The 14,803-nt window shown below is 65.1% G+C and carries 15 protein-coding genes and 1 pseudogene; 11 read left to right on the forward strand and 5 right to left on the reverse strand.

The annotated features are described in order from the left end of the window. Window positions 1-10 precede the first annotated feature (10 nt). The 7 genes and pseudogenes from E1742_RS17685 to E1742_RS17715 all read left to right on the forward strand — a co-directional run bounded on the left by E1742_RS17685 (window position 11) and on the right by E1742_RS17715 (window position 6,656). Window positions 11-463, forward strand: a complete 453-nt coding sequence (locus E1742_RS17685; protein ID WP_134386281.1) for a TadE/TadG family type IV pilus assembly protein — start codon at window positions 11-13, stop codon at window positions 461-463. Next, window positions 453-1,037: a TadE family protein gene (locus E1742_RS17690; protein WP_134386282.1), complete on the forward strand. Its 585-nt coding sequence runs from the start codon at window positions 453-455 to the stop codon at window positions 1,035-1,037. Before E1742_RS17685 ends, E1742_RS17690 begins: the two co-directional genes overlap by 11 nt. Window positions 1,038-1,052: 15 nt before the next feature. Continuing rightward, window positions 1,053-2,225 carry a CpaE/TadZ family protein gene (locus E1742_RS17695; RefSeq protein ID WP_134386283.1) on the forward strand — a complete coding sequence of 391 codons (1,173 nt, stop codon included), beginning with the start codon at window positions 1,053-1,055 and terminating at the stop codon, window positions 2,223-2,225. Window positions 2,226-2,238: 13 nt separating this feature from the next. Further along, the gene (locus E1742_RS17700) at window positions 2,239-3,585 is read left to right on the forward strand and encodes a TadA family conjugal transfer-associated ATPase (protein WP_134386284.1); all 1,347 of its coding nucleotides are present in this window, start codon (window positions 2,239-2,241) and stop codon (window positions 3,583-3,585) included. 9 nt (window positions 3,586-3,594) lie between these two features. Then, complete coding sequence (locus tag E1742_RS17705; RefSeq protein ID WP_134386285.1) at window positions 3,595-4,569, forward strand: type II secretion system F family protein; 975 nt, start codon at window positions 3,595-3,597, stop codon at window positions 4,567-4,569. Window positions 4,570-4,578: 9 nt separating this feature from the next. After that, window positions 4,579-5,522 (forward strand): annotated as a pseudogene (locus tag E1742_RS17710) (type II secretion system F family protein). A 15-nt stretch (window positions 5,523-5,537) separates the two neighbouring features. Beyond that, window positions 5,538-6,656, forward strand: a complete 1,119-nt coding sequence (locus tag E1742_RS17715) for a LytR C-terminal domain-containing protein (RefSeq protein WP_134386286.1) — start codon at window positions 5,538-5,540, stop codon at window positions 6,654-6,656. A gap of 160 nt (window positions 6,657-6,816) precedes the next feature. Here the strand turns inward: E1742_RS17715 and E1742_RS17720 are convergent, their stop codons facing one another. Beyond that, window positions 6,817-7,026, reverse strand: coding sequence for a hypothetical protein (locus E1742_RS17720; protein ID WP_134386287.1), 210 nt, complete (start codon window positions 7,024-7,026; stop codon window positions 6,817-6,819). Window positions 7,027-7,178: 152 nt separating this feature from the next. Next, on the reverse strand, window positions 7,179-8,255 hold the full coding sequence (locus tag E1742_RS17725) for a tartrate dehydrogenase (protein ID WP_134386288.1): 1,077 nt from the start codon (window positions 8,253-8,255) through the stop codon (window positions 7,179-7,181). A gap of 86 nt (window positions 8,256-8,341) precedes the next feature. Between E1742_RS17725 and E1742_RS17730 the strand changes: the two genes are divergently transcribed. After that, window positions 8,342-9,082: a LysR family transcriptional regulator gene (locus E1742_RS17730; protein WP_134386289.1), complete on the forward strand. Its 741-nt coding sequence runs from the start codon at window positions 8,342-8,344 to the stop codon at window positions 9,080-9,082. Between the two features lie 102 nt (window positions 9,083-9,184). Here E1742_RS17730 and E1742_RS17735 read toward each other — a convergent pair whose 3' ends face one another. From E1742_RS17735 to mscL, 3 genes are read right to left on the reverse strand one after another with little or no spacing between them, the layout of a single operon-like run. Then, the gene (locus E1742_RS17735; RefSeq protein ID WP_134386290.1) at window positions 9,185-9,880 is read right to left on the reverse strand and encodes a DUF2461 domain-containing protein; all 696 of its coding nucleotides are present in this window, start codon (window positions 9,878-9,880) and stop codon (window positions 9,185-9,187) included. A 14-nt stretch (window positions 9,881-9,894) separates the two neighbouring features. Then, complete coding sequence (locus E1742_RS17740; RefSeq protein ID WP_134386291.1) at window positions 9,895-11,049, reverse strand: Do family serine endopeptidase; 1,155 nt, start codon at window positions 11,047-11,049, stop codon at window positions 9,895-9,897. 25 nt (window positions 11,050-11,074) lie between these two features. Next, on the reverse strand, window positions 11,075-11,494 hold the full coding sequence (mscL, locus tag E1742_RS17745) for a large conductance mechanosensitive channel protein MscL (protein WP_134386292.1): 420 nt from the start codon (window positions 11,492-11,494) through the stop codon (window positions 11,075-11,077). Between the two features lie 376 nt (window positions 11,495-11,870). On the opposite strand from mscL, the gene petA reads away from it, so the two are divergent. From petA to E1742_RS17760, 3 genes are read left to right on the forward strand one after another with little or no spacing between them, the layout of a single operon-like run. Continuing rightward, entirely contained in the window at window positions 11,871-12,479 is a 609-nt protein-coding gene (gene petA / locus E1742_RS17750; RefSeq protein WP_134386293.1) for a ubiquinol-cytochrome c reductase iron-sulfur subunit, read from the forward strand. A 1-nt stretch (window position 12,480) separates the two neighbouring features. Continuing rightward, window positions 12,481-13,893 carry a cytochrome b gene (locus E1742_RS17755; RefSeq protein WP_134386294.1) on the forward strand — a complete coding sequence of 471 codons (1,413 nt, stop codon included), beginning with the start codon at window positions 12,481-12,483 and terminating at the stop codon, window positions 13,891-13,893. A 28-nt stretch (window positions 13,894-13,921) separates the two neighbouring features. Beyond that, a complete protein-coding gene (locus E1742_RS17760; protein ID WP_134386295.1) occupies window positions 13,922-14,686 on the forward strand; it encodes a cytochrome c1 in 765 nt (254 codons plus the stop codon). Window positions 14,687-14,803: the final 117 nt, after the last annotated feature.

The following is a 14,803-nucleotide window of genomic DNA, read 5'->3' on the forward strand; positions in this document are numbered from 1 at the left end:
GACTGCTCCGATGAAGACCCTGCATGCCCAGCGTGGCGTGGTGGCCGTGGAAGCGGCACTGCTGATCGCGGCCACCCTGTTCCTGTTGCCTGTCCTGCTGTACGTGAGCCAGGTGGTCTATCACGCAATCGTGCTGGACAAGGCAGTCTATGCGGCCGCACGCATCGTTGCCGCGCTGCCTGATGCCGCCTATGCCCCGACCGCTGCGAGCGAGACGCTCCCTGCGCTGGGCAGCGGCTATATCAATGAAGCCGCGGACGAGGCGGGTCTGCAGGGCACACCGGCAGGCAGGAGTACGATCAATTGCGACGGCCGTACGTGCCAGCATGGCCTTCCGGTCATGATGACGGTCAATACGTCCGTCCACTACGCGGACACCGTCTTCGGCTCGTCGAATGTCGAAGGTGTGCCCATGGGCAGCGTGGAAATCACGCCGGGCTATTTGGTGACCTATGCACCCTGATTGCCGTGGCCGCCAAGCTGGTGGCGCAGCCGGCGTCATTACCGTCGAGCTTGCCCTTGTGCTGGGCGTTTTCCTGCTGTTCGTCGTTGGGACAGTCGAGGTTGCACGCATGGCGTTCGTGCGGAACACCGCGCAGGACGTCACGCGGCGGGCCGCGCGTGCCGCGGCGATGACGGATTATTCGGATGGCGCGGCCATGGCGGCACTGCGCTACCAGGCGCTGTTTCGCGACAAGGACGCAGCGCTGCCGCTGCTGCCCGAGCTGACCGCGGACCGCCTGCGCATCGACTACCTGTCGCTGAGCGCGGACGGCGCGCTGGCGCCGGTCACGGCAGGGCCGGCGTGCCCGGCACGGAACGTGGTGAACTGCACCACCGATCCGAACGGTACATCGTGCATCCGCTTCGTGCGCGTACGTATTTGCGCAACCGCGAACGGCGCGTGCACGCCGCTGCCGTACACGACGCTCACGCGCATCCTGCCAGACGTGGTGCCGCTCACCGTCCCCGTGTCGACCTCGATCGCGAAAGCGGAAACGCTCGGCTTCCGGCCGGGTGCCAGCTCCTGTCTCTGAAACAAAGGAAAAGCCATGAAAGCACTGATGATCAGCAAGGACAGCCTGCTGCATGCCGAAGTCGCCGCGCAAGGCTCGGCGCGGCTGCCGGCCGTGCAGCTGGTGGCGTCGCGCCAGGGCCTGCGCGACGCCGTCGAGCGTCCCGTTCCCGACGCCCCCGAACTGGTGATCCTCGACGCCAGCGACGAAGCGGCCGAATGGGAGCTGGTGGACCGGCTGGCGCGCCAGTATCCGAATGCGTCGTTTATCCTGCTGACCCGCGAAGCGCAGCAGGAACTGCTGATCCGCGCGATGCGTGCGGGCATGCGCGAGGTGCTGCAACTGCCGCTCGTGCACCGCGCCTTCCACGAGGCGATGGACCGGATCGAGATCGAGTCCGGCGTCACGCGCATGCGCGACGGCAAGGTACTGGCATTCATCGCCTGCAAGGGCGGCAGCGGGGCGACGTTCCTGGCCACGAATTTCGGCTATGCGCTGGCCGCGCTGGCCGAAAAGAAGGTGCTGCTGATCGACCTGCACGGCCAGTTCGGCGACGCCACCCTGTACGTGTCGGACCAGAAGCCGACGATGACGCTGTCGGACATCTGCGGCCAGATCACGCGCATGGATGGCGCGTTCCTGGAGTCGTGCCTGGTCCACGTGGCGCCCGGATTCGGCGTGCTGGCCGCCGCCGACGATCCGTCGCAGGCCGTGGACATGAAGCCCGAGCACATGGACGTCATCCTGCGCGTGGCGCGCCAGCACTATGACTACATCGTGCTCGACGTGGGGCGCCAGATCGATGCGCTGTCGCTGCGCGCGCTGGACAGCGCCGACACGATCTATCCGGTGCTGCAGCTGGCGCTGCCCGACATCCGCGACGGGCGCCGCCTGATCGACATCTTCCGCTCGCTGGGCTACGCGGTCGACCGCATCCGCCTGATCGTCAACCGCTACCAGAAGGGCGGCAAGCTGCGGCTGGCGGACCTGGAGCATGCGCTGGGCGCGGACGTGGTGCACACGGTACCGAACGACTACGTGTCGGCCACCGACTCCGTCAACCAGGGCATTCCCGTGCTGCAGCTCTCGCGCAGCAGCCCCGTCGCGCGCAGCCTGGCGGACCTGGTGGAACTGGTGACGGAGCGCCGCGTGTCCGAGGCCAAGAGCCTGTTCGACCGCCTGTTCGGCCGCAGCGCCGCCGAGCAGTAGGCAGGGAGCATTCATGAGCCTACGCGAACGCCTGGCACTGGCCGAAGAACCCCGCAACGGCAGCATCACGCTGCCGGCGCAGTCGCACGCAGCCTATCAGGAGCTGAAGCGCACGATGCACCAGCTGATCCTGGACCGCATCGACCTGGAGCGGCTCAAGCGCCTGACGCCGGAACAGTTCAAGCACGAGCTGGCGCTGCTGGTGCAGCGCATCATCGAGGACGAGCGCATCGTTCTGAACCAGAACGAGCGCCATCACCTGGTGCTCGATATCCAGCACGAGATGCTGGGTTTCGGTCCGCTCGAGCCGCTGCTGGCCGATGCCAGCGTGTCCGACATCCTCGTCAACACCTGCCACAAGGTGTATGTGGAACGGGCCGGCCGGCTCGAGCTGACCGATATCACGTTCAACGACAACGCCCACCTGATGAAGATCATCGAGAAGATCGTCTCGCGGGTGGGCCGGCGCGTCGACGAGTCGAGCCCGATGGTCGACGCGCGCCTGCCGGACGGTTCGCGCGTCAATGCCATCATTCCGCCGCTGGCGGTGGACGGGCCGATCCTGTCGATTCGCCGCTTCGCCTCCAACCCGCTGACGATGACGAACCTGATCGAAAACAAAAGCCTGACGCCGCCGATGCAGCAGGTGCTGCAGGCACTGGGCCATGCCAAGATCAATATCCTCGTCTCCGGCGGCACCGGCAGCGGCAAGACGACGCTGCTCAACGTGCTGTCCGGCTTTATCCCGCCCAGCGAGCGGATCGTCACGATCGAGGACGCGGCGGAACTGCAGATGCGCCAGCCGCACGTGGTGCGCCTGGAAACGCGTCCGCCCAATATCGAAGGCAAGGGGGAGGTCAACCAGCGCGCGCTGGTGCGCAACGCGCTGCGGATGCGGCCCGACCGCATCATCCTGGGCGAGGTACGCGGACCCGAAGCGCTCGACATGCTGCAGGCGATGAACACGGGCCACGAGGGATCCCTGGCGACGATCCACTCGAACACGGCGCGCGACGCACTGGCCCGGCTGGAGAACATGGTCGGCATGGCCGGTGTCAACCTGACGCCGCGCGCCACGCGCCAGCAGATCAGCTCCGCAGTGACGGTCGTGATGCAGGTGACGCGGCTGACGGACGGTACCCGCAAGCTGGTCAGCCTGCAGGAAGTGACGGGGATGGAGGGCGACGTCATTGCGATGCAGGAGATTTTCCGCTTCGAGCAGACCGGCGTCGATGTCAACGGCAAGGTGCAGGGCCACTTCTTCGCCACCGGCGTGCGGCCGCGCTTTGCCGACCGCCTCAGGCTGTTCGGCGCGCCGGTACCGGACAGCGTATTCGATCCCGACCGCGTATTCGAATAGGAGAATGGCATGGACATGGTCTTCTCCGCATTTGCCGTGCTGCTGTTCGCCGCCGTGATCTTCATGGTGGAGGGCACGTGGCTGTGGTGGACGACCAGCCACGGCAAGAGCGCCCGCCGGATTGCGAAGCGGCTGGACATGATGGCCGGCCGGGGCGAAGGGCTTGAACGTATCAGCATCCTGAAACAGCGCCGCTACGCCACGTCGCCGCTGCTGGAACGCTGGCTGACCCGCGTGCCGCAACTGGCGCCGCTCGATCGCCTGCTGCTGCAATCGGGCCTGGGCTGGCAGGTGGCGCCGTTCCTCGGCGGCGCACTGGCGCCGCCGCTGGCGACCCTGCTCACGCTGCAGTTCCTGTCCGTGCCGCTGCTGCCCGCAGGTGTCGCGCTGGCGCTGGCGGCCGCGGCGCCCTATGCCGTGCTGCTGCGCGCCCGGGCGGCCCGCCTCAAGCATATCGAGCTGCAGCTGCCCGAAGCTGCCGACTTCCTGGCGCGGGCGCTGCGTGCCGGTCATTCGTTCGCCAATGTCCTCAAGATGGTCGGCGACGAGATGCCGGAGCCCATCGGCGGCGAGTTCAAGGCGACGTACGAAGAGGTCAACTACGGCGTGCCGATGAACGAGGCGCTGCACAACATGGCGACGCGCATTCCGCTGACGGACCTGCGCTACCTCGTGCTGGCGGTGCTCATTCAGCGCGAGTCGGGCGGCAATCTTGCCGAGCTGCTGGGCAATATCGGCCGGCTGACGCGCTCGCGCCTGAAGCTGCTGGGGCAGGTGAACGTGCTGTCGGCGGAAGGGCGCATGTCGGCCTGGATCCTCGGGCTGCTGCCGCTGGGGATGATGGCGATTTCGTGCCTGACCAATTACGGCTACATCAGCGTGCTGTGGACGCATCCGTCCGGGGTGCGCCTGTTATGGATGGCCGCCGGCATGATGCTGCTCGGCGTGGCGTGGATGCGCGTGCTGATCAGGATCCGCATATAGGACGAGTCCATGACTACTCAACAACTGCTGTTCCTGCTGGTCGTCTTTGTCGTCGTCGCCGGGATCGTGCTGGCAGGCGTGGCCATCTTCGCGCCGGCCGCGCTGCGCGACCGCCTGCGCGCATTCCGTACCACGCCGGCCCAGGCCGAAACGGGCGAGGGCGGCCAGTGGATCGAGCGCGTAGCACGTGCGGCCCAGCCGCTCACCAGGCTCTCGCTGCCGGAGGAAGGGTGGGAGCGCTCGCCGTTGCGCACGAAATTCATCAACGCCGGCTGGCGCCATCATTCCGCGCCCACGCTGTATTTCGCCACCAAGACGGTGCTGTCGCTGGGCATTCCCGCACTGCTGGCGATCCTGATGGCGACGGCTCAGGGCGGCGTGCTGCGCGACGGCTTCCTCGCGGTGCTGTTCGGCGGCGCCGCGGCCGGCTACTACCTGCCCAATATCGTGCTGTCGCGCACGGCCAGCCGCCGCCGCCGCGAAATCTTCGAGAACATTCCCGATGCACTGGACCTGCTGACGGTATGCGTGGAGGCGGGATTGTCGATGGAGCGTGGCCTGACGAAGGTGGCGGCCGAGGTGCACGTCAAGAGCGTCGTGCTGGCGCAGGAACTGCAACTGGTGCTGATGGAAATGCGCGCCGGCTTCAGCAAGGAAAAGGCGCTGCGCAACTTCGCGCTGCGCACGGGGTGGAAGATGTCGACACGCTGGTGGCAATGCTGATCCAGTCGGAGCGCTTCGGCACCGGCATGGGCGACTCGCTGCGGGTCCATTCGGAAAACCTGCGCCAGAAACGCAGCCTGCTGGCCGAGGAGGCTGCGGCGAAGGTGGCGCTGAAGCTGATGTTCCCGCTGATCTTCTGCATCTTCCCCACGCTGCTGGTGGTGCTGATGGGGCCTGCGGCGATCCACCTGTCGCATGATGTGCTGCCGATGATGAGTGGCCAACGATAAAACGAGGAGCTTGCGATGATCGGAAACAGGACCATACGAGCCGCGGTCCGCGCCGCCTGTCTGGGTTCGCTGCTGCTCGGCTGCACTGCGCCGCGCCCGGACCTGCCGGCGCAAGCCGTCGCACCGGCAGCACCGTTCGGGACAGCCGACGGCTATTACACGCTGGGTCGCAGCGAGCACGCGGCAGCCCACCCGCCGCTGGCCCGGCGCGCCTACGAGGCGGCGCTGCGTCTCGACCCGGCGCACCGGGGCGCGCGCAACGGCCTGGCTGTGCTGCTGGCGGAAGGCGGTGATTACGCCGGCGCGATCGCGTTGTGGCGCAAGCTCTTGACGCAGTCGGCCGGCCTCCCTTCGGCCGAGCAGGGCTTCCTGCTGGGGAACCTGGGCTATGCGCTGTACCTGCAGGGCGAACGCGAAGAAGCCGTGACGGTCCTGATGTGGGCCTGTGTGCGCGACCCGTTGCAGCCTGTCGCATGGGAGCATCTGGGCGCTGTGCTGCAGAGCCTGGGGCAGACGGACCTGGCATTGCAGATGATGCGACAGGCACGCATGCTGCGCACGCACGACCTGCGCGGCGATTACGCCGTAGCGGGCGGCACGGCGCCGGCCGCCGTTCCTGTGGAGCGGGTGCAGGATCCCAGCCTGTGGCCAGGCGATCTGGCCCGAACGGAAGTGCGCGCCGTGGGGGCCGCGCTAGTGGAGGTGCATCGGGTTGCGCCGCAGGTGGCGGCAGCGGTGTCAGTGCCGGGGCCGAAGCTGGTATCGGCAGCGCTGCCGGTGTCGGCGCCGGCAGCGCCGGTCGATGCGCCGGCGCAGGGCGGACTGCGTCTCGAAATCAGCAATGGCAATGGCGTGCGCGGCATGGCCGCCGCATGGGCGCGCGACCGCAAGGTCACGGACATCGGCTGGAAGTCGGTGCGGCTGACCAATACCCGGCCGTTTGCCGTGCCCGTCACGCGCCTCGAATACGGCGCGCAGGGAGAGGAGGTGGCGCGGCTGCTGTCGCAGCGACTCGGACTGCCCGCGCCGCGCGCTGCCGCCGATGCACGTGCGGACCTGCGCATCGTGCTGGGTTGGGATCGGCGTGCGACGTTGCCGGCGGCGCCTGCGACCACGCGGGCGCCCTGGCGCTGATCGGTCATCCTACTGCCACTTCACGGGGCCCAGGCCACGCGCGCTGGCGTTGCGGTGGACGCGCCTGCCGTAGACGGTGACCGAGCCAAGGCATGTCAGGCGCAGGCTGGCCAACGTTTTCTTGTGCATCGGGCTCGCCGTCCGAACGTGGGCGATGCGATTACAGCGCGGCTTTCTCGGCGGCCGTCAGGCGTTTGGCGCTGACGACGACGACCGGCATGGCCGCGTCGTTCTGCACCGTTACCGTGACAACCGGCGCCGGCGCTGCGGCACGCTGCAGCTTCGGCACGGAGGCCGTCGCCAGGCTGGTGGCGCCGATGACGACGAGGGTGGCGACGAAGATGGCTTCCATGTTTTTGGCGATGTTCATGACGGGATCCTTGGCGTGTCCGGGTGGTGTTTCGGGTTAGTTCGGTCTGCAGCGCATCGGATAATGTGTGCTGCGTTGATTGAACTATAGAGAGCCACTCCGCCGTTCACCACCGGGTTGCGACGAACTGCCGTTTTGGCGCACCGGGATGCTTAAATCAGCGCCGCAATGGCCTGGCCGACCTGCGTGGTGTCGGCCGTGCCGCCCATGTCCGGCGTGCGCGGACCCTCGACCAGCACGCGCTCCACGGCGGCCATGATGGCGTCGTGCGCCTGGCGGTACGTGGCGTCGCCATTGCCGAGGAAGTCCAGCATCATCGCGCCGCTCCACACCATCGCGACGGGGTTGGCGATGTTCCTGCCGTAGATGTCGGGCGCCGAGCCATGCACGGGTTCGAACAAGGAAGGAAAGATCCGTTCGGGGTTCAGGTTGCCGGAAGGGGCGATGCCAATGGTGCCCGTGCAGGCAGGGCCGAGGTCGGACAGGATGTCGCCGAACAGGTTCGACGCGACCACCACATCGAAGCGCTCGGGGCTCAGCACGAAGCGGGCGCACAGGATATCGATGTGGTACTTGTCCCAGCGTACGTCGGGGTACGCCGGCGCCAGCGCAGCCACGCGCTCGTCCCAGTACGGCATGCTGATCGAGATGCCGTTCGATTTCGTGGCCGAGGTCAGGTGTTTTTTCGGACGCGACTGCGCCAGGTTGAAGGCGTAGCGCAGGATGCGGTCGGTGCCGTGGCGGGTGAACACCGATTCCTGCAGCACCGTCTCGCGCTCCGTGCCCTCGAACAGGCGGCCGCCGACGGACGAGTATTCGCCTTCCGTATTCTCGCGCACCACATAGAAATCGATGTCGCCCGGCTGCTTGTTGGCCAGCGGGCAGGGCACGCCGGGCATCAGCCGCACGGGGCGCAGGTTGACGTACTGGTCGAACTGGCGGCGGAACTGCAGCAGGGAGCCCCACAGCGAGATATGGTCCGGCACCAGGTCCGGCATGCCGACGGCGCCGAAGTAGATCGCGTCAAACCCCCTCAGTTGCGTGAACCAGTCGTCCGGCATCATTCTGCCGTGCTCCAGGTAATAATCGCAGCTGGCCCAGTCGAAGGACGTGAATTCGAGTGGCAGCTGGAAGCGGCGGGCGGCGGCCTGCACGGCGCGCAGGCCCTCGGGCATGACTTCCTTGCCGATGCCGTCGCCCGGGATGACGGCGATGCGTTGGGTTTTCATGGGGGGCTCCTGTGGTTGAAGCGACAGCATAACGCCGAACGGCGCGGCTATAATCGGCTCAACCGTCACTCGACTATCCACAGATCGTGAAGAATCCCCCCTCGCTGGAAGACTTGCACCTGTTCTGCGCCGTCGTGCGGCACCGCGGTTTTACCGCCACGGCCCGGGCGCTGGGAATGCAAGCCGTGTCGATGGAAACGCTGGCGCCCGCCGGCCTGCTGCGCATCTGCACGAGCTCCGGGTTCGGCCGCAACCGCGTGGCACCGGCGCTGTCCGCGCTGGCCTTGCGCTACCCCGCGCTGGAAATCCAGCTGGAGCTGCTGGACCGCGCCATCGACCTGATTGCCGAGGATTTTCACCTCGACATCCGCGTCGGCGAGGCCCATGAGCCGCACCTGATCTCGCGCCGCATTGCGGCCAATGCCCGGGTGCTGTGCGCCGCGCCGGCTTACCTGGCGCGGGCCGGGACGCCTGCCGCTTTGGCGGACCTGACGGGGCACCGCTGCATCGTCATCCGCGAGCGCCACGGCGACTTCGGCCGCTGGGTGCTGCAGGGTCCGCGGGGCGAGGAAAGCGTCAAGGTGGGCGGGCCGCTGTCGGCCAGCAATGGGGAAGTGGTGCACGGGTGGGCGCTGGACGGCCACGGCATCATCCTGCGCTCGCAGTGGGACGTGGGGCCGGCACTGGCGCGCGGCGACCTGGTGCGGGTGTTGCCGGACTACGAGCAGCCGGCACACGTGTGGGCGGTCTATCCGACGCGGCTGTCGGCGTCGGCCAAGCTGCGCGTGTGCGTCGAGTTCATCGAAACATTTCTCGAAAACCGGTGACAGGCTCCGATTATCTATCCGGAGCCGGCGTGGTTGTAATCGGAGCCTGTCACCGGTTTTTTAATCCGGCGCCTGTCACCGGTTTTTGTCACCGGTTTTTGCTCAAGCCGCGTCCTGCTCTTCTTCCACCTTGGCCGCGCGCATCCACTGGACCAGCGGCCAGGCATCCTTGAAGCCGGCGGCCAAGAGCGGCAGCAGCGCGTCGGGATCGTTCAGGTCCAGGTCGACGTCGGTCCACACAAAGAAGCTCTTCAGCTTGATGAACTCGATGTGCTCGTGCTCCGGATCGAAGCCCTTGGGCGGGCGCTGCAGCTTGCCTTCGTTCTGGATGGTGCCGTAGCGCGCCTTCAGGCCCTTGTGGTTCAGCGCCTTGCGAAAGCCCGCCGCGTCTTCCACCATATGCCGGCGCAGCGCGCGCAGGCGGTGCGGCGGCGGCATGTATTCGCCGGCACCGAACTGCAGCTGGCCCTGGCCGTTGAGCTGGAAGTAGTAGGTGGGGCCGCCGGCCATGCTGGGGCGGCGCATGTCGTTGGGCGCCACCGCCGCCGAGAAGGTCGTCTTGTAGGGTCGCTTGTCGTGGGCGAAGCGCACGTCGCGGTTGATGCGGAACAGTGCCTTCTTCGGATTGCAGAACTTGACCGCCGGGTCGAATTTGCCCAGTTCCCCGATCACCTGCGTTACCAGCAGGAGGAACTCCTCGCGCAGGATGTCGTAGCGGGGCTTGTTCATGATGAACCAGGGACGGTTGTTGTTCTCGGCCAGCTCCTGCAGGTAGCCGTTCAGGTCGCGCAAATGCATGGGGTGCTCTTACTTTACTTTTTAGGGACGGGGCGCTTGCCCACGGTAATGGCCAGGTCGGATTCGCGGTTCTTGCGCAGCACGCGCATCGTTGCCTTGCCGCCCGGCTCCAGCTGGGCGATCAGGTTCAGCATCTCGGTAGTGTCGCGCACAGGCTTGCCCTCGACGGAGACGAGAATGTCGCCCGGCTTCATGCCGGCCTTGTCGGCCGGGCCATTGCGCACGACGCCGGCAATGATGGCGCCGCTGTCGCGCTGCAGGCCGAAACTTTGCGCCAGCTCGGGCGTGATCTCCTGCGACTCGACGCCGATCCAGCCGCGCACCACGTGGCCGCTCTTGATGATCGATTCCATCACCGTTTTCGCCGTCGAGACAGGAATGGCAAAACCGATGCCGACCGAGCCGCCCGTCTGCGAATAGATGGCCGAATTGATGCCCAGCAGGTTGCCGTTGGTGTCGATCAGCGCGCCGCCGGAGTTGCCGAAGTTGATGGCCGCATCCGTCTGGATGAAGTTCTCGAAATGGTTGATGTGCAGGTTGTTGCGGCCCAGCGCGGAGATGATCCCCATCGTGACCGTCTGGCCCACGCCGAACGGGTTGCCGATGGCCAGCACGACGTCGCCCACCTTGGCCTGGTCGGCATGGCCGAGCACGATGGCGGGCAGCCGGTCCAGGTTGATCTTGACGACGGCCAGGTCCGTCTCCGGGTCGCTGCCGACCAGCTTGGCTGCAGCCTTGCGGCCGTCGGCCAGCACGACTTCGATTTCGTCCGCCGCTTCGATGACGTGGTAGTTGGTGAGAATATAGCCGTCGGAGCTGACGATGACGCCCGAACCCAGGCTGTTCTCGTCATCGTCCTCTTCCTCGCCTTCGCGGTCGCCGAAGAACCGCTTGAAGTATGGGTCGCGCAGCAGCGGGTGCTTGCGCGGCACGGCCTTCGAGGTGAGGATGTTGACGACCGCGGGCATGGCGCGGCCCGCTGCCGAGCGGAATGAGCCTGGTGTAGGCGCAGGCGCGGCCACCGTCGCGATGGCCGGCTGCGAGGGCGTGCCCAGCTGCTGCAACGTGCCAGGACGGCCATGCCAGCCAGGCTGGACCGCCGAATAAACGAAATACAGTGCCAGGACAACGGTCACCGTTTGCGCAAACAATAACCAGAGTCGTCGCATGGGTTGGTTCAGCAGTGGGATGGCATTATTTTTTCAGGGCGTCACGGATCTCGCGCAGCAGCACGATGTCCTCCGGCGGCGGTGCGGGTGGCGCGACCTCCGCTTCGCCTGTGCGTCGCGCCTTACTGATGAGCCGCACCATCTGGAAAATGATGAATGCCAGGATCACAAAGTTTAGCAGGATGGTCAGGAAGTTCCCGTACGCCAGCACGGCGCCCAGTTTCTTGGCTTCGGCCAGGCTCAGGTTGGGATCCTGGTGGTTCAGCGGCAGGTAATAGTTGGCAAAATCGAGCCCGCCGATAATTTTTCCGATGGGCGGCATGATGATGTCCTGCACGAGCGAATCGACGATCTTGCTGAACGCGGCGCCGATGATGACACCGACTGCCAGATCGATGACGTTTCCTTTCATCGCAAACGATTTGAATTCTTTCAGCATGGCCATTCGTGTTCTCCGGTAGTGATACGGGCAAATCATACTGTTTTTTCAATGTTGCGCCAAAGGTCGAGGTCCCCGACCACAGTTCGGCCCGTGTCCCACCACGGTGCCGGGCAGCCGTGGTGGGACACGGCCAATCTGTACGACGGGCTGGCGCCCGCGGGCGCGACCGTTCGCTGTTGCCTGGTCACTCTGGCCTAGTGCGGCGACAGTTTCCCTTCCTGTATAAGGCTTTCTACGGTGCACTGCACCATGGCGAACACTTACGTACTGTGCAACGTTTCGCTTTAATAAGTCATACTGTTCACTTATAATTTAATGTTGCAAGATGGTCTGTGGTCGCTTATCAAAGATTCGAATTTTTATAAAGATTGGGGTTTGTATGAGCATCGAGAAGCAGGTCGATCCCAGCCGGCGAGGCTTGTTGGTCGCAACGTGTGCGGCAGGCGGCGTCGTGGGGCTGGGCACAGCAGGTACACTGGTCAGCACTTTCCAGCCATCGGAACGGGCCAAGGCCGCCGGGGCCCCGGTCGAAGTCGACATCTCCACCTTGCAGCCCGGGGAAATGCGCACCGTCGAGTGGCGCGGCAAGCCCGTCTGGATCCTGAAACGCACGCCGGAAATGCTGGCGTCGCTGCCGAAACTGGACAACCAGGTCGCCGATCCGAAGTCCGAGCGCAATCCGGACGAGTTCACTCCAGAGTATTGCATCAACGAACACCGCTCCATCAAGCCTGAAATCCTCGTCGCCGTGGGCATCTGCACCCACCTCGGCTGCTCCCCCTCCACCAAATTCGTCCCCGGCCCGCAGGCATCGCTGCCGGACGACTGGGCCGGCGGCTTCCTGTGCCCATGTCACGGTTCCACGTTCGACATCGCCGGCCGCGTCTTCAAGAACAAGCCTGCCCCGGACAACCTCGTGGTGCCACGCCACATGTACCTGGGCGATACCAAGATCCTGATCGGCAAAGACGAGAAAGGCGAGGCATAACATGGGGGCATTCAAGGAGACGAAATTCCCGGCCGACGCACCGGCGGCGCAGAAAGCGCTGGGCTGGGTCGACGATCGCTTTCCGCTGACGAAGCTGTGGAACGATCAGTGGGGCCGTTACTATGCCCCGAAAAACTTCAATTACTGGTACATCTTCGGCTCGCTGGCGATGTTCGTGCTGGTGCTGCAGATCGTCACCGGCATCTTCCTGACGATGCACTACAAGCCGGACGCCAGCCTGGCCTTCGGCTCGGTCGAGTACATCATGCGCGAGGTGCCGTGGGGCTGGCTGGTGCGCTACATGCACTCGACCGGCGCTTCTGCCTTCTTCATTGTCATCTACCTGCACATGACGCGGGCACTGCTGTACGGTTCGTACCGCAAGCCGCGTGAGCTGATCTGGCTGTTCGGCTTCGCCATCTTCCTGTGCCTGATGGCCGAGGCATTCTTCGGCTACCTGCTGCCATGGGGCCAGATGTCGTACTGGGGCGCGCAAGTGATCGTCAACCTGTTCGGCGCCATTCCGCTGATCGGGCCGGACCTGTCGCTGTGGATCCGTGGCGATTACGTCGTGTCCGACGCCACGCTGAACCGTTTCTTCGCCTTCCACGTCATCGCCATCCCGCTGGTGCTGCTGGGCCTCGTCGCCGCCCACCTGATCGCGCTGCACGAGGTGGGCTCGTCCAATCCGGACGGCATCGAAGTGAAGGAAAACCTGGGGCCGGACGGCCACCCCGTCGATTCGATCCCGTCGCACCCGTACTACACGGTGCACGACCTGTTCGGCGTGTCGGTCTTCCTGCTGATCTTCTCGGCCGTGGTGTTCTTCGCGCCGGAAATGGGCGGCTATTTCCTCGAATATAACAACTTCCTGCCGGCCGATTCGCTCAAGACGCCACTGCACATCGCGCCAACGTGGTACTTCACGCCGTTCTACTCCGTGCTGCGCGCCACCACCGCCGACTTCATGTGGGTGCTGATGGCGGCCGTGGCCGCATATGTCGTGTTCCTGTGGCTCAAGTCGCGGCTGGCGTTCCGCACCAAGGCCGTGATCGCTGTCGTCGCGCTGGTCGCCATCGTCGGCATGCTGCCGCAGGTGCTGGATGCGAAGTTCTGGGGCGTCGTGTTCTTCGGTGGCTCCGTTGTCATCCTGGCATTCCTGCCATGGCTGGACCATTCGCCGGTGAAATCGATCCGTTACCGTCCACAGTGGCACAAGTATCTGTACGTGCTGCTGGCGATCGCTTTCCTGGCCCTGGGCTACCTGGGTACGCAGCCGCCCAGCGTGATCGGCACGATCGTCTCGCAGGTGTTCACGCTGTATTACTTTGCCTTCTTCCTCCTGATGCCGTGGTGGAGTGCGATGGGCACGTTCAAGAAAGTGCCGGACCGCGTCACTTTCCATGCCCACTGAGCCCATCGAACCGCAAAGGAACCACAGAATGAATTTCCATAAGAAAATTCTTGCACTGCTGGCGCTGGTACCCGCGCTGGCCTTCGCGAGCGAGGGCGGGCACCCCCTGGATCGGGCGCCGGACCGTTCGCACGACATGGCCGCCTTGCAAAATGGCGCCAAGTTGTTCGTAAATTACTGCCTGAACTGTCATAATGCGTCTTCGATGCGTTATAACCGCCTGCGCGACCTCGGCCTGACGGAAGATCAGATCAAGAACAATCTGCTCTTCACAGGCGAAAAAGTGGGCGAGATGATGACCACCGCCATGGCGGCCAAGGATGCCAAGGCCTGGTTTGGCGTGATTCCGCCGGATCTGTCCGTGATCGCTCGCGCAAAAGCGAGCCCGGCCGGATCGGGCGGCGACTATCTGTACACGTACCTGCGCACCTTCTACAAGGACGACACGCGGCCGACCGGGTTCAACAACCTGGTGGTGCCGAACGTGGCCATGCCACATGTGCTGTGGCAGATGCAAGGGATACAAAGTGCAAAGATGGTAGAAGAGCAAGACCCGCACGATGCCAGCAAGAAGATTCACAAGTTTGCCGGCTTCGAGCAGGTCACTCCTGGCACCATGAGCAAGCTGGAGTTCGACACCGCGGTGGCGGACCTGGTCGGCTACATGGAGTGGATGGCGGAACCGGCCCAGCAGACGCGCAAACGTCTGGGCGTCTGGGTCCTGCTGTTCATGACCGGCTTCGCCTTCCTGGCCTGGCGATTGAACGCCTCGTACTGGAAAGAAGTCAAATAATTAGCGTTGTGCCGGCGAACCGCGAGGACCGCCGGCACGGATTTTTGCGCTGCCCTGTCATGCGGGCAGCCCAACTGGGGTGAACCGTTCGCGGTCTCGCCCCCTTTGTTTCTAAGG

Origin of the sequence: Pseudoduganella plicata (assembly GCF_004421005.1) — a bacterium.
GTDB lineage: Bacteria > Pseudomonadota > Gammaproteobacteria > Burkholderiales > Burkholderiaceae_D > Rugamonas > Rugamonas plicata.

Bases quoted from the DNA above. Each gene is read 5' to 3' on its own strand.
- E1742_RS17690 (WP_134386282.1), top strand. From the start codon at position 453: ATGCACCCTGATTGCCGTGGCCGCCAAGCTGGTGGCGCAGCCGGCGTC.
- E1742_RS17715 (WP_134386286.1), top strand. From the start codon at position 5,538: ATGATCGGAAACAGGACCATACGAGCCGCGGTCCGCGCCGCCTGTCTG.
- E1742_RS17740 (WP_134386291.1), bottom strand. From the start codon at position 11,049: ATGCGACGACTCTGGTTATTGTTTGCGCAAACGGTGACCGTTGTCCTG.
- E1742_RS17700 (WP_134386284.1), top strand. From the start codon at position 2,239: ATGAGCCTACGCGAACGCCTGGCACTGGCCGAAGAACCCCGCAACGGC.
- E1742_RS17735 (WP_134386290.1), bottom strand. From the start codon at position 9,880: ATGCATTTGCGCGACCTGAACGGCTACCTGCAGGAGCTGGCCGAGAAC.
- E1742_RS17725 (WP_134386288.1), bottom strand. From the start codon at position 8,255: ATGAAAACCCAACGCATCGCCGTCATCCCGGGCGACGGCATCGGCAAG.
- E1742_RS17755 (WP_134386294.1), top strand. From the start codon at position 12,481: ATGGGGGCATTCAAGGAGACGAAATTCCCGGCCGACGCACCGGCGGCG.
- mscL (WP_134386292.1), bottom strand. From the start codon at position 11,494: ATGGCCATGCTGAAAGAATTCAAATCGTTTGCGATGAAAGGAAACGTC.
- E1742_RS17760 (WP_134386295.1), top strand. From the start codon at position 13,922: ATGAATTTCCATAAGAAAATTCTTGCACTGCTGGCGCTGGTACCCGCG.
- E1742_RS17695 (WP_134386283.1), top strand. From the start codon at position 1,053: ATGAAAGCACTGATGATCAGCAAGGACAGCCTGCTGCATGCCGAAGTC.
- E1742_RS17705 (WP_134386285.1), top strand. From the start codon at position 3,595: ATGGACATGGTCTTCTCCGCATTTGCCGTGCTGCTGTTCGCCGCCGTG.
- E1742_RS17685 (WP_134386281.1), top strand. From the start codon at position 11: ATGAAGACCCTGCATGCCCAGCGTGGCGTGGTGGCCGTGGAAGCGGCA.
- petA (WP_134386293.1), top strand. From the start codon at position 11,871: ATGAGCATCGAGAAGCAGGTCGATCCCAGCCGGCGAGGCTTGTTGGTC.
- E1742_RS17720 (WP_134386287.1), bottom strand. From the start codon at position 7,026: ATGAACATCGCCAAAAACATGGAAGCCATCTTCGTCGCCACCCTCGTC.